The sequence below is a fragment of the Halomonas sp. GFAJ-1 genome, from assembly GCF_000236625.2.
In the GTDB taxonomy this organism is placed as follows: Bacteria; Pseudomonadota; Gammaproteobacteria; order Pseudomonadales; family Halomonadaceae; genus Vreelandella.
Map to the genome: position 1 here is coordinate 101,796 of NZ_AHBC01000043.1, position 23,569 is coordinate 125,364.

A 23,569-nucleotide genomic window follows, 5' to 3' on the forward strand; every position below is an offset into this window, starting at 1 on the left:
TGCTATGAAAAACACGGCAAAACAGTCGCTCAGCGGTGTGGTGCTGCCCCACACCTCCACGGCTTATTATGAAAGCATGAGTGCCCAGGCGGTCGCGGCTCCGCAGGGCTACTGGCGTGCCGCGCTGCCCCGCGGAGTGAGCGTACTGCTGGAAAAGCGCGCCGTGGCAGTAAATATGGGGCTTAGTGCCGTGCTGCTGGCCGTCTGCGTGCTCTATTTAAGCCTGGGGAGCGTGACGCTTTCCCCGAATGCGGTGGTGGCTTCCTTAGTGGGGCAGGGCGATAGCATGACAACGTTTATGGTGCAGCAGCTGCGCCTGCCGCGCCTCATCGCCGCCTGTTTCACCGGCGCCGCCTTTGCGCTGGCCGGGGTGCTGATGCAAACCCTGGCCCGCAACCGTTTGGCGACGCCTGGCATTATCGGGATTGATAACGGTGCCACCGCCTTTGCGGTGGCTTCGATTGTAGGCTTGGGGTTAGGCATCGCACCGCCCGCCATGGCGCTGGCAGGCGCGACTACCGCCGCCGTGCTCACCTTTGGCTTAGCCGCAGGCAGCGGCACTCAGGGCTACCGCTTTATTGTTGCAGGCATCGGCGTGGGCGCGGTATTTGGCGCGGTGACGCAGCTGATGTTGGCGCGGGTGGCCATTGATGCCGCCAACGCCGCCTACCCCTGGACCGTCGGTTCCCTCAATGCTCGCCCGGCAAGTGCAGTACAGCTGCTGGGCATTGGCTTGGCGCTAGGGCTGGTGGCCGCGCTGGCGCTGGCCCGTTCGCTCACGCTGCTGCGCTTTAAAGATGCCATTGCCAGTGGCTTAGGCACTGCGGTGAAAGCGCGGCGGTTGCAGGTGCTGTTACTTTCAGTGGTGCTCACCGCGCTGGCCGTTGCCGTGGCGGGGCCGGTTGGATTGATAGCGCTGATTGGCCCTGAAATTGCCCGTTCGCTCTCCAGCGCCCGCCATGTACCCATTCTAGCCGCCACGCTGGCGGGTGCCCTGGTGATGGTGCTGGCCGATTTAGCAGGCCGCACGCTGTTTGCCCCCATCGAGATCCCCGTGGGGATTGTTACCGCCGTGGTGGGTGGCCCCTGGCTACTCTGGATACTAATGCGCCCACACCGGAGTCGCCCATGACCTCATTACCCACGCTTTCCACCGATGCGCTCAGCATGAGCTACGGCCAGCGCCAAGTGATTCGCGAACTCGGCGTTAGCTTGCCCAGCGGGCAAGTGACCGCCATTGTTGGCCCCAACGGCTGTGGTAAATCCACGCTGCTCTCTGGGCTTGCCCGCCTGCACAAACCCGATAGCGGTGCCGTATTGTTAAACGGCCACGATATCGCCCAGATGCCCGCCCGCCAACTTGCCACCAAGCTGGCGCTACTGCCCCAGGAGGCGGTCGCGCCGGAAGGGCTGACGGTGACTGAGTTAATTCGCTTTGGTCGCCAGCCCCACCAAGGCTGGCTACGCCAGTGGTCGGCGGAAGATCAACAGGTGGTGCAACATGCGCTTGCCGCTGCCGAGCTGGAAGCGCTTGCCGACCGGCCTTTGGAAGCGCTTTCCGGCGGCCAACGCCAGCGCGCCTGGATCGCCATGACCATCGCCCAGCAAACGCCGCTTTTACTACTCGACGAGCCCACCTCCGCGTTAGACTTAGGCCACCAAATCGAGGTGTTCGAGCTGGTGCGCGGCCTGGCCTGCCAGGGCCGCACGGTGGTGATGGTGCTGCACGACCTGGCCAGCGCCTGCCGCTACGCCGACCACCTGATTGCCATGCGCGACGGGCAAATTGTTGCCCAGGGTGCGCCATCAGAGGTGGTCACGCCCGCGCTGGTGCGGGAGCTGTATCAGGTGGAGTGCACGCTGCTGCTCGATCCCGATACCGGCAGCCCTTTGCTCGCCAATGTGCGGCGGGCGAGCCAACCCGCGTAACGTGTTGACGGTTAACCACCCTAGATAACAACGTAAAAGGAATCGATGTGGCTTCTTCCCCGACCCGCGCCGACAAAGCGTCCGTCAATCAAAGCTTCCACGCCTTAATGCGCCTGCTGCGCTACGCCAAAGGTTATCGGCGGCAGATTATCACTGCCACGATGTGCTCGATTATCAACAAGCTGTTCGATATCGCCCCGGAAATCCTAATTGGCGTGGCCATCGACGTAGTGGTGAACCAGGAAAACAGCTTTGTAGCGCGACTGGGGTTTGAATCCCCCCAGGAGCAGATCACCATTTTGGCGGTGCTCACCTTCTTTATTTGGGCGGGGGAGTCGCTGTTTGAGTACCTGTTCCAAATCCTCTGGCGCAACCTAGCCCAGCGGCTGCAGGCGGATATGCGCCAGGACACCTACGAGCATGCCCAGCGATTGGATATGGCGTTTTTCGAATCGAAAAGCTCCGGCCAGCTAGTGGCTACCATGAACGATGACGTGAACCAGCTAGAGCGCTTTCTGGACGGCGGTGCCAACGCGCTGATTCAAGTAGTGGTCACGGTAGTGGCCGTGGGCGCGGTGTTCTTCGTGCTCTCGCCGCTCATCGCGCTGCTGGCGTTTACGCCTATTCCGCTGATCATTTGGGGCGCGTTCTTCTTCCAGCGCAAAGCCGGGCCACTTTACAGTGACGTGCGCGAGAAGGTCGGTGATCTTGCCAGCCGTCTTTCTAATAACCTGAGCGGCATTGCCACCATTAAAAGCTTTACCAGCGAAGTGCGAGAAGCCGAACGGCTACGCGATGCCAGCGAAGCCTATGTGGAAGCCAACCGTCGAGCGATTAAAGTCAGTTCTGCGTTTATTCCGGTTATCCGCATGGCGATTCTGGCGGGCTTTCTCGCCACTTTTACCGTCGGCGGCATGATGGCACTGAACGGCACGCTGAACGTCGGCGCTTACGGTGTGCTGGTGTTCCTTACCCAGCGCCTGCTGTGGCCGCTCACTGGCCTCGCTCAGGTGATTGACCTGTTCGAGCGCGCTATGGCCAGCACCAAACGGATTCTCGACCTGCTGGAAGTGCCTATTACGGTTAAAGACGACAGCACAACGGCCCTGGCCGCGCCAATCAAAGGCGAGGTGCGATTTGAGGCAGTGAGCTTCCAGTACGCAACAAGCCAAGTTGGGGTGAAAGGCGTTGACCTGCACGTGCCTGCTGGTAATACCTTGGCGCTGGTGGGAGCGACAGGTTCCGGTAAATCAACATTGATTAAACTACTGCTGCGTTTCTATGACCCTGAAAACGGTCGCGTACTGGTCGACGGCCAGCCGATCACTGAGGTCAGCATGCATTCGCTGCGCCAAGCGATTGGTTTGGTCAGCCAAGATGTGTACCTGTTCGAAGGCAGCATTCGTGACAATATCGCCTACGGCAAACCCGAGGCCGAGGATGCAGACATTATCGATGCCGCAAAAACTGCCGAGGCGTGGAGCTTTATTGAAGTGCTGCCTCAAGGACTGGATACACCGGTAGGCGAACGGGGCGTGCGGCTTTCTGGTGGCCAGCGCCAGCGGCTTTCGCTGGCCAGGGCGCTGCTTAAAGATCCGCCTATTCTAGTGCTAGATGAAGCCACTAGCGCGGTGGATAACGAAACCGAAGCGGCTATTCAGCGCTCGCTAAAACGCATCGCCCATGGCCGCACGGTGATTATGATTGCCCACCGGCTTTCGACCATCGTTCACGCCGATGAAATCGTAGTGATTGAGCAGGGCCAAGTAGCCGAGCGCGGCAGCCACTCAATCCTATTGGAAGCTAACGGCCACTACGCCGCGCAGTGGCGAGTACAAACGGGCGATGCCCAAGCAGGGGATGTAGAAGTACTCAGCCACGAAAAGCGCCATTCAGCGCCTTAGCGGTTAACTAAAAGAGCATTTAGGGTGACGGGCACATGCTCGTCAATCTCTTGGTAGCCCAGCATTGAGAGCACGGTTCGCACCGTTCCGTTTGCCATCAACGCTCTGCCATCCATGGCCATCGGTTCGGCATGGGTAACGCGCACTTCATTTAACCCTTCACGGGTAAAGCGCAGCGGCACGGCTTCTTCTTGGTTAATCAGGTCGGTTTGCACCCGGAAGGTGAGCGTTTCCACCATCGACTCGCCAATATCCAAGCCGTCTAACCGCTCTGGCGGCATTTGCGCCACCAGCGTCACCAGCGTGGTATTCGCCAGCAAGCCCACCCACGGCGGCAGCTCCCCAAAGCGATTGAGCAGATCGGTTTGGCTCAAGCGCAGCGGCAGGCGCAGCGTGCCATCGGCAGCAATATCGCCCTGTAAATTATTGACCTGATGGTGATGGGTTTGCGGGGCCTCACCATCTAATTGAGTAATCGACGCCTGCACCCGTGACTGAGCAGGATCTAGCTGCCAATCCGCATGAACCGGCACCGCCAACAGCAGTGGGATAAGAGCAATCAAAGCTTTCACAGCGCGTCTCCGCATTAGGAACTCACCAGCAGACCCCATGGCTTGAAATAAGTGCAACAAAAAAGTGCCGCTATCACCACAAGATAGCGCCGCTAGGGGGTAGCCTAGCCCCCTTACATTCGCTATTATATGCACGCTTTTCGGGCCTATAGCTCAGTTGGTTAGAGCAGGGGACTCATAATCCCTTGGTCGTAGGTTCAAGTCCTACTGGGCCCACCATTTCTATGACGTTTCCTCATGGCAGGGGATTATTAGTCCCTTGGTCTGCAGTTGACCTTTCCCTAAATACTGAAGCCATCCATCACAAACTATCTGCTTGATTAGCTACCCGCTTTAGTTCAACACGTATCTGTGAAGCGTTGCTGAAATACTTTCTTTTAGCGGGTTTAAACGCTAAACCTCACTTCTTTTTATTACGCATAAAGGGAAAAATTTTGGCCATGGCGTCATTGATAACTTGATCAAGGGGTTTGTGCTCTAAGCTAATAGCTGCTCTGGCGGCGGTATAAGTTCCTTTATATTCCCGGGCTATTTCATTGTCGGTCATGCTATCGGGTAGCTGCTCTTTTTTACGAATGGCGCTGATGACGTCCTTGTTCATTTGTCTCTCCTGTTAATAGTGTCTCTCCATCTAGCGTAGCGCATAACAACTGATGGTGAGCGAGCTGTTGGCCAGTCTAAAAAAAGCTAAATAAGAAACCGGGCACTGTTGGCCCGGTTTAAGCGTTTCGTTTAGGTATTAATTCAACTTCTAATTACCGCCAGCGGCACCGCCTACGATGCCGCTGCGAAAGCCGCCGTCGCTTGGGTTACTGGAGCGGTTTTTAAGGTGGTTGGCAACGGTATCTTCAGGTGAACCTGCCATTTCGCGGAACATACCCATTGAACCAAGAAGCGCTGATGATTCGTAAGGCACAAACACGCGTTCGCCGTTTTTCGCCATATTGGGTAAGCCTTTGATGTAGCTTTGCCCCAATAGGTACCCCACAACGGTGCGCTTGTTCTCTTCGCTGTCGCCAATGGCGTTGAGTACCAGTTTGATGGATTCTTGCTCACCTTGGGCGCGCAGAATGGCCGACTCTTTGTCGCCCTGGGCGTTAAGGATAGAGGATTCACGTTGGCCCTGAGCCATAGCAATGGCGGCTGATTTTTCACCTTCGGCTTCGGTTACTGTGGCGCGGCGCTTGCGTTCGGCGGCCATCTGTAGGCGCATGGCCGACTCCACCTCGTCGGGCATGGCAATATCCTGTACCTCTACCCGGGAAATTTTAACGCCCCACTTAGATGCGGGCTCTTCCATGGCCGCTTGAATCTCGTTATTAACTTCGGCGCGGGATTCAAACAATTTATCCAGCTCCATTTTACCTACCACCGAGCGCAGCGTGGTTTTGGCGAGTACTTCTACCGCTTGGCTCATGTTTTCGACTTCATACACGGCTCGCTTAGGGTCGATGATTTGATAGTAAAGGGCACCGTTGATCCGTACCGTTACGTTATCGGTAGTCACCACTGGCTGGCCGGGGAAATCCATCACCGTTTCACGGCGGTCGATACGGAACTCATCGGTCATAATGGGCTGGTAATCCTCACCCATTTTGCGATAGCGAATCATGGTGATCGCACGGGGCTGTTCAATAAAGGGAATGATAATATTGATACCGCTTTCCAGCACGCGGTGAAACGAGCCGAGCCGTTCCACGACCATCACTTCGGATTGGCGAATAATCACCAGCCCTTTAGAAATGATCACGATTGCGATCACGACAATAATCAGGCTAATCAGTAAACCTGGGCTAATGGGTAAATCCATGAGGTCATTCATGCTTATGGCTCCTTGCGTTGGGAAAGATCATCCTGACGAGTTAGGTCTTCTGGCTGTGGCAGCATAACTAAGGCGGTAGTGCCTTCAAAGCGTTTGAACACCACTAGGGTGTCGGGCGACAGTTCTGTTTCACCGCTTTCTACGACGCGTAAGCGGTAAAAATCACCGTTTACTTTGATGCCCGTGGCGTTATCAAAATCGCGTCGTTGCGTTCTGTAGAGGCTGCCTTTTTCAACGCCGGTACCGGTAGTGCCGTAAGCCACACCCTTGGGTGAAAAACGTGGGCGAATCACCATCACACCAAGGGGTACCAACACACCTGCAAAAACAGCCATGCTGATCAACTGCCAAGGCAGCGTGAAACCAAGTGCCGCAACGGCGGCGGTGAACGCTGCCGCGATGCCCAGTGCGAGTAGCACCATAGCCCCAGAGCTGAGCTCGGCTAAGCTCAACAGCAGGGCGACAACTAACCAGCTATAAGCAGGGTTCCAGTCCATGCGTGCTCCTATGCCTTTGATGAATGATGCTATCTCCAGGGTAACGCACTCAGCGCATCTTGACCTGTGGGCTGCCTGTAGGTTTTACACTTTATTTGTGGTCAATAACTATTTTGGCTTCTCTAAGCGTTACCCATTGCCTATAGGCTATTCCCTAAAGGCTATTCCCTACAGGAGAGTTGCTATGATGCTTAATCGTTCCAAAATGGCTGAACTGTTACAAAATCGCTGGAAAATGGCGGCAGGCGTATGCGCAGTAGCGGGGTTGTTGGTTGCTCCCGCGGCCTATGCCCACCACCACAACGCTGATAATGGCCATGAAGACCACGGGCAACACGGTAGCAGTGACCAAGACCACGGCGACAATCCGGCGGTAGCGGCGTACAAAGCCGCCAATGATCGCATGCATGAAGATATGTCGATGTCATTTACTGGCGACCCGGATGTGGATTTTGCCAAAGGCATGATTCCTCACCATGAAGGCGCCATTGCCATGGCGGAAATCGTTCTTGAGTACGGCGAGGACGAGGAGATCCGTCAATTGGCTGAAGAAATTATTGATGCCCAAGAGAGTGAAATCGCTTTCTTGCGCGAATGGTTAGAGCAACAGGGCCACTAAGCCGCGCCTAAACGCCTGCCGCCATCACCAACTACCCACAAAGACGCTAAAGAGGGTGCTATCCTTCCGGCTTAACTATTTTCCCTCTAACGAGGGTGATAAAGGAGAGCCGCGTGTCGGGTGTTATTTACTGGTTGGATATGGCGGGGGTGATTGTGTTTGCCCTTTCCGGGGTAATCTTAGCGTGTCGTTCGCGGATGGATCCGTTCGGCATGCTGGTGTTAGCCGCGGTAACCGGTATTGGTGGCGGCACCCTGCGTGATTTAGTGCTTGGCGTGCGGCCAGTGTTCTGGGTGACAGACCCTACCTACCTGTGGGTTATCTTAGCCACGGTGGGGGTCTCGCTTGTTGGGTTTCACTATATCCACCGCCTGTCCCGGGGCTTTTTACCCGTGGCGGATGCCTTTGGGCTGGCGCTGTTTACCGTTATAGGTACGCATAAAGCGCTGCTGTTGGGGTCGCCCGGCGTTGTGGCGGTGCTAATGGGAATGATGACCGGCGTAGCAGGCGGCATGATTCGTGATGTACTGGCACAGCGGGTGCCTATGGTGCTGCGGGAGGAGATTTATGCCACCGCCGCTTTGGCGGGTGGGGTTGTCTATGTGACACTGCATACGCTTGGTGCGCCGCTCACGGCCACCATTGCAGCTTCCCTAATGGTGACGTTAGGGCTGCGGTTAGCCGCCATTCATTGGCACTTAGCGCTGCCTGTATTTGCCTGGGTGACGCTGCCGCCGAAAACCACCGATGCCACCACGCCACTCTCCACCCCCGAAAAAGCCAAAGAGCGGGTGCGTATTATTCGTCGAGAGCGCACCCGCCGCTAGTTGTTGGTAGTTCAAGATTACCCCAGGCTCTGATCCCTCAGGGCCTGGGAAAGCGCTGCGCTTCCCGCCAGCGCTCAAACCAGCGCCTTGGCTGCAGTATGCGCAGGGTGGGTTCGCTATCGACCAATTCGACGCCAACGCCGACTGACCCCAACTGTGCATACAGTGCGCCATTAGCGCTTTTATCTGCCAATACCACATCTGAAAGCAGTAGCAGCGGGCCGCCGGTGAGCGTTACATCCTGTAGGCTAATCTGCTCACCGTTAATGCGTAGCTGCGCGGTGCCATCAATATGGCGCACGTTTAACAACCGGCCTAGCCAGTCACTTTCTCGGGCGCGGGCTAGAAATAGCCTGGCCAACAGGCCGGAATCGCGCATGCTTAGGCGCAGCTGGCTGGTTAATCGAATCGGGTCATCCCACTCAAGCTGCGCTTCGTCCATGGCGAGCTGCACCCACCAGCCTGCATCCTGCGTACCTGCCTTGCTTTGCCGGAATACGTTTTCCAAGCGTAAAAACGAGTCATTGGCGGTAAAGCGTCGCGTTTCAAGGTCGCCCTCGGTGAGCTGTAAACGTAATGTCACATCGCCCCGCAGCTGTTGATCGAGCAGCGTCAACTCTGCACCAAAGGCGCGCAGGTTGATCTCTCCCTGGGCAGTCAACCCCTCTAATAACCACTCGCTGGAGAGGCTGGCTTGGCCCCCGAGTAGTTCGATCCCCGCATCTTCAGGCAGGTAGTGGTTATAGCGGGTGAAGTCGGGGACATCGGTAATAGGTAGGGCGATGCGGGTAGTGAAATAACGGGGTTCAGGGGACGCTAGTACCTCACTAAAACGCTCGGTTTGGGTGGTCAGCGCAAAATGCCGGCCCTCCAGGTGGGGGCGCTCGTCGTCTTGGCGGCGAAGTGAAAAGCGTGGGATGCCGAGCGAAAGCTGCGCCTGCTCGGCCGTGTCGAGCTGCGCCGTTAACTCACCTCGTCCGGTGGCGAGGTAGTCTAAAAATGCGACTTCAAGCTGGTTGGCATTCACCCGTAGGCGAGTGGGGGCCTGTAGGCGGTTATCGCGAAACGCCCCTTGGGCAAATAGCTGCCCGTCTCCGGAAAGGGCTAGGCCGTGGGCGTCGGGAAGAAATGCATTTAAAAAGCCTAGCCGCTGTACGCTGCCTTCTAACGCAAACTGACCGCTAAGGGTGTCGCGGTTCTGAAAACGCCCTTCACGTAGCACAAGCGTGCTTTCTAAGCGCTCGCTGGGGGCTTGGGCATCGGCTATTTGCCAGCTTAGGCGCGACCCGCTGATATCCAGCGCGGTGCCCTCTGTGGTTGCCCTACGGATCACTAGGCTAAGTTGAGCATCGCTTTCAAGCGTGCCGGAACGCTCATCGTGCTGCCATTGGGTGGTTAACTGCTCGCCTGCTAGGTGAATCTCTCCGTTTAACTCGGCCGTCGTAAAGGCAAGCGCGCCATGGCTAGCCGCTTGGCCGCTAAGTAGTTGAAGCGGTGCAGGGCTAGGCAACACGGAATCTAGGTAGTGTTGCAGTACGCTGATATCGGGTAGGCGCGCGTCCTCCCAATGTAGTTGGCCAGAAGCTTGCTCTTGCGCGTGTTCCGGGTCAATTGGGCTACGTGCTTCCAGCGTGATGTCGGCATCTGCCAACAGGGTTTGTTGGCGGTGGCTGAGCGTGGCATCGCTGAGTTCGAGCGTGGCAGTAAGGGATTCATCGGGGGAGAGCACTGCTGTTAGCGAGCCATCGCCCTGGGCGGAAAAATCAAGCAGCTCAGCACCAAGCGCCGGGGCTTGAACCTGAAGTGAAGCCTGGTAAGGCCGCGCATCGCGCAGGGTGGCGCTAGCCTCAATGTGGCCGCTCCCAGAGAGCTGTATTCCTTGGCCATCAAAGGTGTGTGCCAGGTAGCGGTCCAGCATATCCAAACGGGTGACGTTACCCTGTAGATCCATGCTTACCCCGGTGGGAAGGTCTAGCTGGTCGAGACGCTGGTTGGGCACGCGGGTGGCTAAACGTAGCTGGGTGTCGACAGCGTATGGGTGGGTGTCGGCGAGTACGACCTCGTTTAGCTGTGTTGAAAAATGCAGCTGATCAGCGTCTACGGATAGGTTTACCCGTCCTTCACCGCTGGCCGTATGACGTGGCGGGGGGGCGTCGGCAATTAGCCAGCGGCGGGTATCCTCTTCAGGGGGCCGCAGGCGCTGCTCGTCAAAGGTTAAATGCAGGGCGGGGGCGTCCAGTGTTAGGTGGCTGCCGGGCAGGAATTCACCATTCGCAAGACTAAGCTCGCCTGCTAGGGCGCCGCGGCCGTTCAGGGTTAGCCAAGGCAGCGCTTCTAAATAGGGCATGAACACGTCCCAAGCGTCTGCTTGGGCATTAATGGAAAGCTCTGCCGAAAGGGCGCTCAGCAGCGCAGCCGTTAGTTCATCTCGGGATTGTTGCGTAGTGACAACCGGCTCAAGGGTGGCATCTGCCTGAAGATGAATGTCACGCACCAGCGTTGCTTGGTCGCTTAGGCGCAGCAAGCGCCCTTGGGTGATATCCAACGATGCGTTGGGCACGGCGAGGGCGTCGCGGCTTAATTGGGTATTACTTACCTGCAGCTGGCCTTCGGCTTCCAGGGCGATATCGCCCACGGTCAGGCGGCGAATGCCCTGTGCATCCAGCGCTTGAATATGTAGCTCGCCACGCAGCAGCGCCAGCAGAGAGAGGGAAAGCGTCGCCTGCTGTGCTTCCACTGTAATGGGGAGCGCGCTGTCATTCCGTGCTAGGTAGAGATTTTCCACCTCCCAGCGCCCAGGGTGAAGGCTAGTGGCATCTGTCCAGCGGATTTCCACACCGTCAATCTGTGAGATGCGCTGGGGTAGCCACTGGCTATTAAGCAGCCATGTACTGCCTATTAGCCATGTTAAGGCGACCAACAGGGCGCTTAGCAGGGCGATAAGTAGCAGGCGCGGCAGGCGGCGCGGCGCATGTTTACTGTTCGTCATACGGGCTTCCTAGCAGATGACTCCTGTTGGCGCATGTTTTATGGCATTATGCGCGTCGTGGGGCAGTTATGGGTTTTCGATTTCAACGCTAGGCAGGCAGCAAAGCCATGTTCAAGGATTTTTACGCGCAGCGCGGAGAGTATGTAGTGATCTCTGCTGAGCAGGCCAGCCGTTTCGCTAAAGGCGTGGCCGGCGATTACAACCCGATTCATAACCCGGATGCGCGGCGTTTCTGCGTACCCGGTGACCTGCTGTTTACGCTGGTGCTGGTGAAGTTTGGGTTGTCGCGACAAATGGAATTTCGCTTCACCAATATGGTGGGTGCCGATACACCGCTGATGTTTAATGAAGTAGAAAATGGCGATATTCACGTCGTGGACGAGAGCGGCAAGTGCTATCTCCAAGTAGTGCGTCGCGGTGATGTTACCCAGGATAAGGCGGCGGTTGAAGCGTTTGCTCGCTGCTATGTGGCGTTTTCAGGTAAAAACTTCCCGCACTATTTGAAGCCATTGATGGAACAGCATGGGGTGATGTTTAACCCTAAACGCCCCTTGGTTATCTACGACAGCATGGGGTTTTGCTTAGAGCGCTTAGACGGTTTTGCGCCAGACCTAGCGTTAACCCGCTCATCCTTAGATGTGCAGGGCAAGCGCGCCGATGCGCTGCTGGAGTTTTCCATCGAATCGGCGGGTGAGGCCGTGGGTGTTGGCTCCAAAAAACTGGTTGTTAGCGGGCTGTGCGACTACGATGCGGCTGAAATGTCCGCTATCGTGGACGAATTTTATCGTTTAAAGGCGGCCTACGAAGCCGCCTAAACGTTGTTAAGCGCGCTGTTAAACAGTGGGTGGCTAGGCCACTACCGTGACGGGGCAGGGAGCAAGCTCAATGACTTTTTGGCTCACGCTGCCTAATAGCGACTCCTGAAGATACCCCAAGCCCCGTCGGCCCATTATGATCACGGGGCTGTCGGGGCACTGTTTAGCATGCTGAATAATGGCTTCCGCGCAGTGCTCAGCCTGTATAAGCTGCTCGGTCACGCCTGCTGGTACCTCGCCCAGGGCCTCACGGGTGCTGCGAAAAATTCGTTGCTCTTCGCGCTCACCGCTGTCCAGTAAGGGCTGTGACCCTGGGGGTTGGCAAAACAGCATCTCAACGCGGATATGACCGCTGCGTGCCAGGTCGCCTGCTAATTGCGCTGCCACATCGCTGTGGGACGAGCCATCTACCGGTAGTAAAATGCGTCCAATCCGCGTGGATTCTAGAATGCCAGCATCGGCATGGATGACCGTGACCGGCCCTCGGGCGCGGTGAACCACTGCATTACTCACGCTCCCTTTTAGCCATTTGCCCACTTCACTCAAGTGACGAGCGCCCATCACGAGCAAGGTCTTTTGATGCTGACGGGCGTGCTCCACAATGACGCGTTCCGGGTGGCTCACAAAACCATCATCGTGTAAGCGCGTCTCTTCTACGGTCAATGCCTGGGTAAAAGACAGTGCCGCCAACTGGTGGCGGGCGGCTTGAAATGCATCGCTGGCTTTTGCATCCTGCTGGGCGCGGTCGTGGTCGTCGCTGATATTGCGGTTGCTGGGCACGTCGCTTAGCTCGGCAGGCTTGAGCGGCAGCACATGCACCAGCTGCAATGTTGCATCTAACAGGCTGGCTAGCAGGGCGGCGTGATGGGTGGCCGCTGTGGCTTCTTCCGAACTATCGACCGGCACCATCACAATGGATACGCGTTCGCTCATGTTTATAGCTCCTTGTGGTTAAGAGCGTAATCGTTATAGTCGATAGCCTAGCGCAGCCGCGTTTTAATATCAGCGTTAAGCGCGGTAAAGATTTGCAAGCCCGTTAACGCTAGCAGGTGCCATCAACGCCGCCACTGCGGTATTCTCAGCGATACCATTATAATGACAGGGTGCTCAGGCACCTTGCGCTGGACTCAATGAGGCTTTGCATGAACCGAATGAAAACGCTAACGCTTGCCTGTGCTGCGGCCACTTTAGCCGCCGCTTCCTTTAGTGCTCAGGCGCGTGACTTTCGCTTAGGCTTGATTACCCCCGCCCAGCACCTTTGGTCTACTGAAGCAGAAGCCTTTGCCGAAACGCTTAACGAGCGCTCTGGCGGTGAACACAGCGTTAGCGTTTATCCCGCCCAGCAGTTGGGCAACGAGGCACAAATGGTGCAGCAGCTGCAAACCGGCGCGCTGGATATGGCCTTCTTGACCATTGCCGAGATTTCTAACCGTATTCCTGATTTTGGCGCGCTTTACGCCCCCTATCTGGTTGATGATGTAAACCACGCGGCGCGGCTGCTGCGTTCAGACGCTACAGGCGAACTCCTGGGGTTAATGCCGGAGGGTGTTGGGTTAATGGGCATGGGCTACGGCATGGTCGGTATGCGCCAAGTGCTTAGCCGCAGCCCCATCGAGCGTGCTGAAGACCTGCGTGGTCAGCGTCTGCGGATTACCCCTTTTGATCCGATTCGCGACTTTTATAACGCCGTAGGCGCGGCGCCTGCACCCATGCCACTGTTAGAGGTCTACGATGCCTTGGCGAATGGTCAGGTAGACGCGATTGATATGGACTTCGATTCGATCTTAATCCTGAAGTTTTACGAGCAGGCGGAAAACCTGCTGATCTCAAACCACATGATGTTCCCCATGGTGGGCGTGGTGTCGGGTCGTGTATGGCGTGAGTTGTCCGAAGAGGACCGCGAGTTGATTGAAACCGCCATGGCCGAGCATCTAGAGAACGTGCTGGTCGGTTTTGAAGAGATGGACGCGGCCCAGGAAGAAGAGATCCGCGCGCTGGATATTAATATTGTCGATGCCGATGCCGAATTCTTCTCTGAGGCGATTGCCGAGTGGGAAGAGGTGTGGGGCCCCAAAGCGCCGATGTTAGAAACTTTGCGTGAGGAAGCTGACCGGCTGCGTGACGAGTAGCACTCTATCAAGGGCCTTTAACCACCATGCTGCAACGCTTTTCTTTAGGGCTTGCCCGATGTGAAGAGATTACCGCCGCTGCGTTAGCAGCGGCGGTAACGTGTTTGATACTCATCAATATTGCGTTTCGCGCCCTGGGAAACCCGATTTATTGGGTAAGCGAGCTGGCGATTTATGCCATGATCTGGATGACCTTTCTGATTGCCGGGGCAGTGCTTAAGCGCCGCCAAGGTATCGCGGTAACACTGTTGAGTGACTTGCTGCCCCCCGTAGGCCGGAAGCTAATAGTGCTTTGGGTTGATGTGATGGTGCTGCTGTTTGCTGTGTTGCTGGTGTGGCTATGCTGGCGCTGGTTTCAGCCGCTTGCGCTTGCTCAGGCTGGGTTTGATACCCGCGCATTTCAGGGTCAAACCTTCAACTTTATTTACGCTGAGAATACTTCGACGATTGGCATTAAAAAATTCTGGGTATGGCTGATTGTGCCATGGTTTGCTCTCTCGCTTAGCCTGCATAGTCTCGCCAATCTAGGGCAGTCACTTTTGCCCCTTAAGGCCCGCGTATGACCATTATCGTTTTTTTGCTGCTGTTGCTGGGGGCCGTGCCTATTGCCTTGGTGCTGGCTCTGACGGCTATGTGGTATATCCAGGCCTCCAACAATACGGTGCTGTTTGATTCCTACCCGCAACAGCTATTTAGTGCCGTTGAAAGCTACGGCCTGCTAGCGATTCCGCTGTTTATGCTGGCGGGAGAACTGATGAATGAAGGCGGGCTGACCAAGCGCCTGATTGCGCTGGCGCGTATTTTGGTGGGTGGTTTTCGTGGCGGGCTTGCCTACATTAACCTGGTAGCCAATATGATGATGGCGGCGATTATTGGCTCGGCCGCTTCGCAAATTGCCATTATGTCCCGTGCGATGGTGCCTGCCATGGAGCAAGAAGGCTATGACAAGCCCTACAGCGCGGCGATTACTGCTGCTGGGGGGCTGCTCTCGCCGATTATTCCGCCTTCCATGCTGTTTGTGCTCTTCGGGGTGATGGCCCAGGTGCCCATTGCAGAAATGTTTATTGCCGGGCTATTGCCAGGATTGCTTCTAGGCGCAAGTTTTTTTGTGGTAATCGCTTTAGTGGGGGTTGTTCAGCAGTACCCAAAAGGTGAGTGGCCTAGCCGCCGTCAGGCGCTGCACGATGCGCTATGGGGGCTGCCTGCGCTGCTTATTCCGGTGATTATAATTGGTGGGATCTTACTGGGTATTGCTACCCCCACGGAGTCCGCTGCGCTGGCGTCGCTTGCGGCGTTATTGATGGGGCGTTTTGTGTATGGGGATTTGCGCTTTAAACAACTACCCGAGGTGCTGATCCGAACCGCGATTAATGCGGGGCTGGTGATTATGCTGATTGCTGCCGCAGGGGTGTTTGGTTGGGTAGTGGTTTATGAACGGCTGCCGCAAATGGCAGCGGCGTGGATCGCCGCGTTCACCAGCGACCCCTTTGTATTCTTGTTACTGGTGATTGGGGCGCTGCTGCTGGTAGGAATGATCATCGACGGCATCGCCGCGCTCATTCTAGTCGTGCCCATTTTAATGCCCATTGCCCAAAGCCAGTTTGCCATTAGCCCGTATCAGTTTGGGGTGGTGGTGTGTTTAACCTTGGTCATGGGGCTGTTGACCCCACCCGTTGGCGCGGGGTTGTTTATTGCCTCTTCCATGACCGGTGCGCCGCCGCTGAAAATCTTCCGAGCGTTACTGCCGTTTCTGCTGGCAACGCTCGTCACGCTAGTGCTATTAGCCTGGCAGCCTTGGCTAACGACCGGGCTTATTCAGCGTTAAGCCGCGCTGTCATTAAGCGGCATCACGTCGACCTCGACCTCTAACTCTAACTGATGGTCACCGCCGCCGTTCATGACGCCTTTTAGTGGCGCAACGTCGGCGTAATCCCGCCCCCAGGCCAGCACCGGGTGCTGCTCACCGGGTTCAGTACCGTTGGTGGGGTCTAGCGCTAGCCAGCCCCAGTCAGGAATCCAGGCAGCAAGCCACGCATGGGAGGCGTCCGCGCCAATCAAACGTGGCTGGCCAGGCGGTGGCTGGGTTTCCAGATAGCCACTAACGTAGCGCGCTGTCAGGCCTACGGAGCGTAGGGCGCCAATGGCTAAATGGGCAAAGTCCTGACAGACACCGCGGCGGTTAGCCAGCACGTCGCTTAATGGGGTGGCGAGCGTTGTGATGCTAGGGTCGTACTCAAAGGTAGAGTAGATCAGTTGGTTAAGTGCTTTCTAATGTCGCAACGAAGTGCCGAGATACGGCCTCTTTACCAGGAGGTAGCGTGAACACCAGTGGCAGCCATGACGATCACAAAACAAAAGAATTTTGGTTGTTAAACTGCCGTGGCTACAGCCGAGTGCGTGGTCTGGCGGTTCTTTCGATTCCCGTTTTTACCGCCTCCAGCGGCAGAGCGTGTGGCTCGCACGGAAGCGGCATCGATCATCCACGTGTCTAGGACCATAAGCCTATCTTCACGTTGAGCTGCAAGCGAGAAAATACCGTTTCACAGCTGCCGTCATCACGCCGCTTGCGGAACCAGTCATAACCCCTCGACCAAGAACCATATCGCTCGGGTAAACCACGCCATCTGACACCCGAGCACAGCGCCTAGAAGATACCATTGAGCAATTTTCGGTCATCCCGCATAGGGCTGCCCATGGTTTGAGGGGGCGCCACGATATCTTTAATCTGTGCCCAGTCGTCATCAGATTCTCATAACGTCCGACCATTATTTCCCCCTATGCTGTTTTTGCATAGGTAAAAACAGCAGATAAGGATTTTCGTACAAAGCCGCACTTGGCTGTAACGTCAGCATAGTGAGGGGATGTCCGCTAGGGAAAGACTAATTATCGTGACCAAAAAGATAGCTACTGCACTAAGGGTGATGTTGACGTTTACGTCAACTTGCTGATATACCCTAGAGGCTCCTAATTAGAACCCATAACAAACATAAACGTGAGGAATAGTGCTATGTCCGTACGCGAAATACCCATGTACATCGATGGTCAGCAAGTCGTATCCGAAAGCCAGGACTGGCGCGATGTGGTAAACCCTGCCACCCAAGAAGTGGTTGCCCGGGTACCTTTCTGTACCGCCGAAGAAGTAGAGCGCGCCATTGCCAGCGCAAAAACAGCGTTTAAAGAGTGGCGTAAAGTGCCGCTGGGTAAACGTATGCGCATTATGTTGAAGCTTCAGGCGCTGATTCGTGAGAACACCGCTGAACTGGCGGCGCTGATTACCGAAGAGCACGGCAAAACATTGCCCGATGCTGAAGGTGAAGTAGGGCGTGGTCTTGAAGTGGTTGAGCACGCCTGCTCGATTACCTCGCTACAGCTGGGCGAGCTTGCTGAAAATGCCGCCAATGAAGTTGACGTTTACACTATGCACCAGCCGCTTGGTGTTGGCGCCGGTATTACGGCATTCAACTTCCCGATTATGTTGCCCTGTTTTATGTTCCCGCTGGCAATCGCCACCGGCAATACCTTTGTTCTAAAGCCTTCCGAACAAGACCCAAGTTCCACCATGCGTTTGGTAGAACTTGCCCATGAGGCGGGTGTTCCCCCCGGTGTACTGAACGTTGTGCATGGCGGCCCTGATGTGGCTAACCAGATCGCCGATCACCAGGATATCAAAGCGCTCTCATTTATCGGTTCGTCCCACGTAGGCTCACTGCTCTACAACCGTGCTGCTGCTGCAGGTAAGCGCATGCAGGCCATGATGGGAGCCAAAAACCACTGTGTCGTTATGCCGGATGCCAACCGCAGCCAAGCTATTGATAGCCTGTTAGGCTCAGCTTTTGGTGCTGCAGGCCAGCGCTGTATGGCTAACTCCGTGGTTGTGCTGGTGGGTGAAGCTCGCGAATGGGTGAAGGATATTGAAGAGGGTGCCCGCAATATGAAAGTAGGGCCAGGCACTCAGCGCGATGCGGATTTAGGCCCGTTGGTTTCGCCCCAGGCAAAAGAGCGCGTAGAGCGCCTGATTGCCGCTGGTGAAAAAGAGGGAGCCAAACTGTTAGTGGATGGCCGTGGCTTCACAGTGGAAGGGTATGCTGAAGGTAACTTCGTTGGGCCAACACTGTTTGCCGACGTGACGGCGGATATGACCATCTACCGGGAAGAGATCTTTGGGCCAGTACTCTGTGTGGTGAGTGTGGAAACGCTGGATGAAGCCATTGAGTTTATTAACGCTAACCCCAACGGCAACGGTACCTCGATTTTCACTAACTCCGGTTGGGTAGCGCGGCGTTTTGAGACCGATATTGATGTGGGCCAAATCGGGATTAACGTACCCATTCCTGTGCCGGTAGCTTATTTCAGCTTTACCGGCTCGCGGGGGTCTAAGCTGGGAGATTTAGGGCCGAACGGTAAACAGGCCATTGCCTTCTGGACACAGACAAAAACGGTCACCGCTCGCTGGTTTGAGCCTGAAAATGTCTCAAGCGGTATCAATAGTACGATCTCGCTGTAACGCTGACTCAACCCAGTGACGCGAGAGGCAATAAACGCAACAAGCCCCGTCTGAACGGGGCTTGTTGGCACGTGAGGTTAGTTCTCGCTTGGCTTAAAAATTATCAAACAGCGGCAGGCTTTTTTCAAAGAGCTGTTCGATGGGGCCTAGCTGGCTCTCATGTAGCACTAGAAGGGTGGAGGCGTCTTTAAAGTCTTCGCGTAAAGGGACGAGTAGCGCAAACTCTCCCTCTTCAAGGTGAAACTCGTGGATTTCACGCAGCCCGTTAGGGGTTTCAAGCTGGGAACAGCGGTAGTTGTCGTCTTCGCTGTAAACGAGGCGATGATACATTTTAAACAGGGTATAAAGGGCTAAGCCGCCAACAAAAGCGGGCCAGCGTGCTGGGGTTTCGCGGATGTTCGCGGCTAGGGTTTTGCCGTCGGCTTCAGCGCCGGCAATGGCATCAGCCAGCGGTGTTGCAAGAATCGCCGTGTCGTCGGCAGGTAGCGGAGCATTTTGACGGGTTGCTTGGTCAAAGTCGCTAACTGCAGCGCGAAAATCGTCCAAAGAGTGAAGCGCGTAATCCACGTGCTGTAAGTCAGCGGGTTCAAAACCGCCGTTCTCCCAACCATGGATAACGCGTAGTGTTACCTGACCCCGGCTCATGGGACGAGCTAGGAGCACATACAGCATCGTACGGATGTGCATTTGCCGCTCATTGGCGTCATTCTCAAAAGCACGGTATGGCTCAGCAAATAGCTCGTGCAGTCGTCCCTGAGTATGCTCTTTGGCTTCGGCGTATTGCATGGCGTTTCCCTTTTAGCGAGCCGTTTTATGCGCGCTGTGCACGGTTTTTTATGATGTGTTCGTAAGCGTAAAGTATGGCGAGCGAAACCTGAGATTAATAGTCACTTTGCATAGTATTTTGTTACTGAATTACTAGGCCTATTACATTCCGTTAACTGTACAACCCATCCCTATTTTTAACCATAACAACAAAGGTGAGACTATGCCTGCTTCAATAAGTCGCTTTGCCGTACCAGCATCCCTCGATGAGCTGCCCGAGGATATTCGCAGTGCAATTTTAAACGTGCAGGAAAAAGCAGGGTTTGTGCCGAATGTATTCTTAATGCTTGCCCATCGGCCGGATGAGTTTCGCGCTTTCTTCGCCTATCACGATGCGTTAATGGAACGAGCATCGGATACGCTCACAAAAGCTGAAAAAGAGATGATTGTGGTGGCCACTAGCGCTCGTAACCGCTGCCTTTATTGTGTGGTGGCCCACGGTGCCTTAGTGCGTATTTATAGTAAAGATCCACTACTTGCAGATAACGTAGCGATTAATCATCATGTGGCCGACCTGAGTGAGCGTCACCGTTTGATGCTCGATTTTGCCCTGTATAGTTCCATTGAGTTAGGCGAGTTCTCGCGCGCCTGGCAAGAGCGTTTAGCAAATGTCGGTTTCACCCTTGACGACTGCTGGGACATCGGCGCTATTGCCGCCTTCTTTAGCATGTCCAATCGGCTGGTCACTTTGGCAGGCACACCGCCTAACCCCGAATTTTATGCCATAGGCCGTATTCCCCGGAACAATGTTTCTGATGCTTCTTAGGGTTTACTAAGCCGCTGATTTAGCCGAGGATAGTGCCATCATACATATGTCGCCAGGGGCGTCCTCATTGAAGGACTGAGAGCGTCATAGGCAGACCCTGGAACCTGAACCGGATTGTACCGGCGTAGGAAGTGAGACATGGCTTACCTAACGAGTAGCCAGAGAGCCAAGCAGTGAACGTTGTTTCGCTTTATGGTGTCGTATTGCCTTTCCCCAAATGGGTTCTATAGCGATGAGCTATCCACTACCGTTCAATGAAGATGCCCGTCTAGCAGCGCTGAATGAGTTGGCACTGCTAGATACGGCTAATGAGCCGGTATTTGACCGGATTACTCGGTTAGTGACCCATCTATTAAACGTGCCAATCGCAACGGTTACCCTAGTGGACGCCGATCGACAGTGGTTCAAGTCTAAAATCGGTTTAGATATTTCGGAAACACCACGGGATGTCGCTTTTTGCGCTTACACCGTGATTCAAGCAGCTCCGTTGATTGTGAAGGACGCTCTTATAGACGAGCGGTTTGCCAGTAACCCTTATGTGACAATGCCAGACGGCGTGCGTTTTTATGCAGGCTTGCCCCTAAAAAGCTCCCAGGGCTACGTTTTAGGTTCGCTCTGCGCTATGGACACCAAACCGCGCTCCTTAAGTGCGACAGAGCAAGCAGCGATGCAAGACCTTGCCGATATTGTTGCAGGAGAGATCCAGCTACGTGAACGACTGATTGCTGAGCAAAAAAGCAAAGAAGTCTCACAGCGTGCGTTAAAGGCGCTGCATTTAAGCCTTGAGCAGCAGATTGAGCAACGCACTCGAGAGCTTAGTCTGGTGATTGAAACAGCCTACGACGCCTACCTAAGTATTGATGAAATCGGCCGTGTTCTAGATTGGAATCATGCGGCTGAAGTGATGTTTGGCTGGCAGCGTAAAGAGGCGCTGGCACGCACTATTACCACGCTAATGTTTCCTGAAGGGCTGCCCCACGCGTCCACATCCCCCATTATGGGAAAAGCCAAACGGCGGGATGGCGGATGGCTTCCTGTGGAAATTCGCCTAAAAAGTTATGCAGTGAATGGCCGTGAGCGACGCAGCTTGTTCATTCATGATATCACCGAGCGCCAGCAGTTAGAGCGTTTGCGCAACCAGGAAGCCCGGGAAGATGCGTTAACCACGTTACCCAATCGGCGCGCGCTAGATGAGCGGCTTCCAGAAGCCATGGCAAGGGTGCGCCGCACGCGTAAACCGCTGGCCGTGCTGTTTATGGATTTAGATGGTTTTAAAGGGGTAAACGATCGCTACGGGCACGCCATGGGAGATGAGCTGCTGCGGGATATTGCCCTTAGGTTGCAACAATCGGTGCGCGAAACAGACTTTGTGGCGCGCTGGGCTGGTGACGAGTTTGTGTTGTTACTAGAAGGGGTCGACAGCGGGGCCCTGGTGACCTTTACGAACAAATTGATACGTACTATCGAGCAGCCGCTGATAGTGGCTGGCGTCACGCTTAACGTTAGCACCAGCGTTGGTGTGGCGCTATTTATGCCGGAAGCCGTCGAAACGGCAAAAGAGCTGCTCAAGCGTGCAGATGTTGCTATGTATGAAGCCAAACATGCAGGTAAAGGGCGGCTACACTTAGCCCAATCCGTTGATATATCAAACGATATTTAGTCAGCACCCACCTCAGGGACGATTATGATCCGCAGTATGCTCACCACGCATGACGGGCTTGTGCATGAAGGTGATGAAGACTCAATTGAGCAGTGGCAGGCAACCCCGGGAAGCCATATCTGGATAGATATGCAAGGAGAGTCAGGTCAGCGAGAGCGGAGTCTACTTGAGCGTTTAGAGTGCCACCCTATGGCTATCCAAGATGCACAAAAAGAGCGGCACCCACCTAAAATTGAAGAGTTTGAGCACCATACGCTGATTATCTACCGTGGTATTTCCTCCTTTGATGCACAGCTTAACTTTGTGCCTCAGCAGGTCTGTTTTTTTATTGGTGCACGCTTCTTGGTGACGCTGCACCCAGGCAAAGCGCTTAGTGTTGATCGGTTTTTTAACGAACAGGGCAGCACGTTGCTAGCGCAATCTCCCGAGCGTGTTGCATTAAGAGTGATGTATACCTCGGCAGGTTTTTACATTGATAGCTTGCTTAAATTTGAGAGTGAACTAAGCGACTTAGAGGATGAGCTGCTGGCGAACGGTAACGACGTTTTAATGCGCAAACTGACCACCTACCGTTCACGGTTAGTGAAGCTGCGTCGTATTTTTAGCTATCACAAAGGTATTACTCAGGAGTTAACCGCCTACGACTACGCGCATCTGCCACGAGATGATAATGATACCCTCTACGCGATCAATGATGTAGCCGAGCGTTTTGAGCGCCTTTATACCCTCACGCAGATGTATTACGACATCTGTGGCGATTTAGTGAATGGCTATATTTCGATTTCGTCGCATCAGCTTAATATTACGATGCGGGTATTGACGGTGATTACAGCCATTTTTGTACCGTTGACGTTTATTGCCGGTATCTACGGCATGAACTTTGAGTACATGCCCGAGCTGGGCTTTCAGTATGGGTACTTCTTTGTGTTGGGCGCCATGGCGGGGATTGGGGGAAGTTTGTTTTGGCTTTTCAAACGTAAAAATTGGTTTTAGGCCGTTTGGCGAGCGAAAAGTTGAACCCCTCCCATGTGGTTTAGGCCTGACTGTGGCATTCTCTGCGTCGACTAATGACGTGCATACACCTGGGAGCAAACACCATGACCATTATGATAATAGGCCTGCTGATATTTCTGGGCAGCCACTCTGTGCGTATTTTTGCGGAAAACTGGCGCCAGCAGCAGGTAGCCAAGCTAGGGCTAACCAACTGGAAGCTCGCCTACTCGGCTGTATCACTGGTGGGGCTTGCCATTGCTATTTATGGCTTTGGCCAAATGCGTTTTGATCCCATCTATATCTGGTTTCCACCGGTGGGGTTACGCCATGCAGTAGCCCTACTCATGCTGCCTGCCTTTATTATGCTGGTAGCGGCTTATGTGCCGCGCAATGCTATTAAAGCGAAACTTGGCCACCCGATGATGCTGTCGGTTAAGATTTGGGCGCTTGCCCACTTGCTGGTCAACGGTCGGCTGGGCGATATCATCTTTTTTGCCGCTTTCTTGGTATGGGCTATTTTGGCGTTTAAAGCGGCCAAGCAGCGCGACCGTATGAACCCGCCAGCGGTTGTAGTTACTTCGACGCCCGCAACGATCGCCACGGTGGTTATTGGTGTTGTGGCTTACGTGCTGTTTGCGTTCTATTTGCATACCCTGCTTATTGGTGTGCCAGTGTTTGGCTAATAGCAATAATCAGCGTTTTGCTAACGGCGGCAGCG

21 protein-coding genes, 1 tRNA gene, 1 pseudogene and 1 riboswitch are annotated in these 23,569 nt (G+C 55.0%); of the genes and pseudogenes, 15 read left to right on the plus strand and 8 right to left on the minus strand.

The window, feature by feature from the left end; genetic code table 11:
* Nucleotides 1-4 precede the first annotated feature (4 nt).
* From MOY_RS12750 to MOY_RS12760, 3 genes are all read left to right on the plus strand, one after another.
* Nucleotides 5-1,132: a FecCD family ABC transporter permease gene (locus MOY_RS12750; RefSeq protein ID WP_009100376.1), complete on the plus strand. Its 1,128-nt coding sequence runs from the start codon at nt 5-7 to the stop codon at nt 1,130-1,132.
* On the plus strand, nt 1,129-1,929 hold the full coding sequence (locus MOY_RS12755) for an ABC transporter ATP-binding protein (RefSeq protein WP_009100377.1): 801 nt from the start codon (nt 1,129-1,131) through the stop codon (nt 1,927-1,929). Before MOY_RS12750 ends, MOY_RS12755 begins: the two co-directional genes overlap by 4 nt.
* Nucleotides 1,930-2,036: 107 nt before the next feature.
* Complete coding sequence (locus MOY_RS12760) at nt 2,037-3,833, plus strand: ABC transporter ATP-binding protein (protein WP_050949576.1); 1,797 nt, start codon at nt 2,037-2,039, stop codon at nt 3,831-3,833.
* Here the strand turns inward: MOY_RS12760 and MOY_RS12765 are convergent.
* Entirely contained in the window at nt 3,830-4,405 is a 576-nt protein-coding gene (locus MOY_RS12765; RefSeq protein WP_009100381.1) for a hypothetical protein, read from the minus strand. The genes MOY_RS12760 and MOY_RS12765 overlap by 4 nt on opposite strands.
* 142 nt (nt 4,406-4,547) lie before the next feature.
* Between MOY_RS12765 and MOY_RS12770 the strand changes: the two genes are divergently transcribed.
* A tRNA-Ile gene (locus MOY_RS12770) sits at nt 4,548-4,624 on the plus strand.
* Nucleotides 4,625-4,805: 181 nt separating this feature from the next.
* Here MOY_RS12770 and MOY_RS12775 read toward each other — a convergent pair.
* The 3 genes from MOY_RS12775 to MOY_RS12785 form a co-directional block, all read right to left on the minus strand.
* Nucleotides 4,806-5,006 carry a hypothetical protein gene (locus MOY_RS12775; protein ID WP_009100383.1) on the minus strand — a complete coding sequence of 67 codons (201 nt, stop codon included), beginning with the start codon at nt 5,004-5,006 and terminating at the stop codon, nt 4,806-4,808.
* 150 nt (nt 5,007-5,156) lie between these two features.
* On the minus strand, nt 5,157-6,215 hold the full coding sequence (locus MOY_RS12780) for an SPFH domain-containing protein (protein WP_035540729.1): 1,059 nt from the start codon (nt 6,213-6,215) through the stop codon (nt 5,157-5,159).
* A 14-nt stretch (nt 6,216-6,229) separates the two neighbouring features.
* Nucleotides 6,230-6,724: a hypothetical protein gene (locus MOY_RS12785; RefSeq protein WP_009100388.1), complete on the minus strand. Its 495-nt coding sequence runs from the start codon at nt 6,722-6,724 to the stop codon at nt 6,230-6,232.
* Between the two features lie 184 nt (nt 6,725-6,908).
* Between MOY_RS12785 and copM the strand changes: the two genes are divergently transcribed.
* Nucleotides 6,909-7,343, plus strand: a complete 435-nt coding sequence (gene copM, locus MOY_RS12790; RefSeq protein WP_009100391.1) for a CopM family metallochaperone — start codon at nt 6,909-6,911, stop codon at nt 7,341-7,343.
* A 113-nt stretch (nt 7,344-7,456) separates the two neighbouring features.
* Nucleotides 7,457-8,170, plus strand: a complete 714-nt coding sequence (locus MOY_RS12795; RefSeq protein ID WP_009100393.1) for a trimeric intracellular cation channel family protein — start codon at nt 7,457-7,459, stop codon at nt 8,168-8,170.
* A gap of 37 nt (nt 8,171-8,207) precedes the next feature.
* On the opposite strand, the gene MOY_RS12800 is transcribed toward MOY_RS12795, so the two are convergent.
* On the minus strand, nt 8,208-11,159 hold the full coding sequence (locus MOY_RS12800) for a hypothetical protein (RefSeq protein ID WP_009100395.1): 2,952 nt from the start codon (nt 11,157-11,159) through the stop codon (nt 8,208-8,210).
* 107 nt (nt 11,160-11,266) lie between these two features.
* Between MOY_RS12800 and MOY_RS12805 the strand changes: the two genes are divergently transcribed.
* Nucleotides 11,267-11,974, plus strand: coding sequence for a DUF3581 family protein (locus tag MOY_RS12805; protein ID WP_009100398.1), 708 nt, complete (start codon nt 11,267-11,269; stop codon nt 11,972-11,974).
* 33 nt (nt 11,975-12,007) lie between these two features.
* Here the strand turns inward: MOY_RS12805 and MOY_RS12810 are convergent, their stop codons facing one another.
* Nucleotides 12,008-12,907, minus strand: a complete 900-nt coding sequence (locus MOY_RS12810; protein ID WP_009100400.1) for a universal stress protein — start codon at nt 12,905-12,907, stop codon at nt 12,008-12,010.
* Nucleotides 12,908-13,116: 209 nt separating this feature from the next.
* Here MOY_RS12810 and MOY_RS12815 point away from each other — a divergent pair, with 209 nt between their 5' ends.
* The 3 genes from MOY_RS12815 to MOY_RS12825 are packed head-to-tail and all read left to right on the plus strand — an operon-like array spanning nt 13,117 to nt 15,928.
* A complete protein-coding gene (locus tag MOY_RS12815) occupies nt 13,117-14,103 on the plus strand; it encodes a TRAP transporter substrate-binding protein (protein ID WP_009100402.1) in 987 nt (328 codons plus the stop codon).
* Between the two features lie 26 nt (nt 14,104-14,129).
* Nucleotides 14,130-14,666, plus strand: a complete 537-nt coding sequence (locus MOY_RS12820) for a TRAP transporter small permease (RefSeq protein WP_009100404.1) — start codon at nt 14,130-14,132, stop codon at nt 14,664-14,666.
* Entirely contained in the window at nt 14,663-15,928 is a 1,266-nt protein-coding gene (locus tag MOY_RS12825; RefSeq protein WP_009100406.1) for a TRAP transporter large permease, read from the plus strand. The genes MOY_RS12820 and MOY_RS12825 overlap by 4 nt, the downstream gene beginning before the upstream one ends.
* On the opposite strand, the pseudogene MOY_RS12830 reads toward MOY_RS12825, so the two are convergent.
* Nucleotides 15,925-16,368, minus strand: a pseudogene (locus tag MOY_RS12830) (transglutaminase-like domain-containing protein); the annotation flags it as partial. The gene MOY_RS12825 and the pseudogene MOY_RS12830 sit on opposite strands and share 4 nt — an antisense overlap.
* 742 nt (nt 16,369-17,110) lie before the next feature.
* Here MOY_RS12830 and MOY_RS12835 point away from each other — a divergent pair.
* On the plus strand, nt 17,111-18,607 hold the full coding sequence (locus MOY_RS12835) for a CoA-acylating methylmalonate-semialdehyde dehydrogenase (protein WP_009100411.1): 1,497 nt from the start codon (nt 17,111-17,113) through the stop codon (nt 18,605-18,607).
* A gap of 93 nt (nt 18,608-18,700) precedes the next feature.
* Here the strand turns inward: MOY_RS12835 and MOY_RS12840 are convergent, their stop codons facing one another.
* Nucleotides 18,701-19,393, minus strand: coding sequence for a hypothetical protein (locus MOY_RS12840; RefSeq protein ID WP_009100413.1), 693 nt, complete (start codon nt 19,391-19,393; stop codon nt 18,701-18,703).
* A 202-nt stretch (nt 19,394-19,595) separates the two neighbouring features.
* On the opposite strand from MOY_RS12840, the gene MOY_RS12845 reads away from it, so the two are divergent.
* The 4 genes from MOY_RS12845 (at nt 19,596) to MOY_RS12860 (ending at nt 23,534) form a co-directional block, all read left to right on the plus strand.
* Nucleotides 19,596-20,198, plus strand: coding sequence for a peroxidase-related enzyme (locus tag MOY_RS12845; protein ID WP_009100416.1), 603 nt, complete (start codon nt 19,596-19,598; stop codon nt 20,196-20,198).
* Between the two features lie 44 nt (nt 20,199-20,242).
* A riboswitch (TPP riboswitch) is annotated at nt 20,243-20,347 on the plus strand.
* An 83-nt stretch (nt 20,348-20,430) separates the two neighbouring features.
* A complete protein-coding gene (locus MOY_RS12850; RefSeq protein ID WP_009100418.1) occupies nt 20,431-21,858 on the plus strand; it encodes a diguanylate cyclase domain-containing protein in 1,428 nt (475 codons plus the stop codon).
* Between the two features lie 24 nt (nt 21,859-21,882).
* Entirely contained in the window at nt 21,883-22,851 is a 969-nt protein-coding gene (locus MOY_RS12855; RefSeq protein ID WP_035540709.1) for a magnesium transporter CorA family protein, read from the plus strand.
* Between the two features lie 104 nt (nt 22,852-22,955).
* On the plus strand, nt 22,956-23,534 hold the full coding sequence (locus MOY_RS12860) for an NnrU family protein (RefSeq protein ID WP_009100423.1): 579 nt from the start codon (nt 22,956-22,958) through the stop codon (nt 23,532-23,534).
* Nucleotides 23,535-23,569 lie beyond the last annotated feature (35 nt).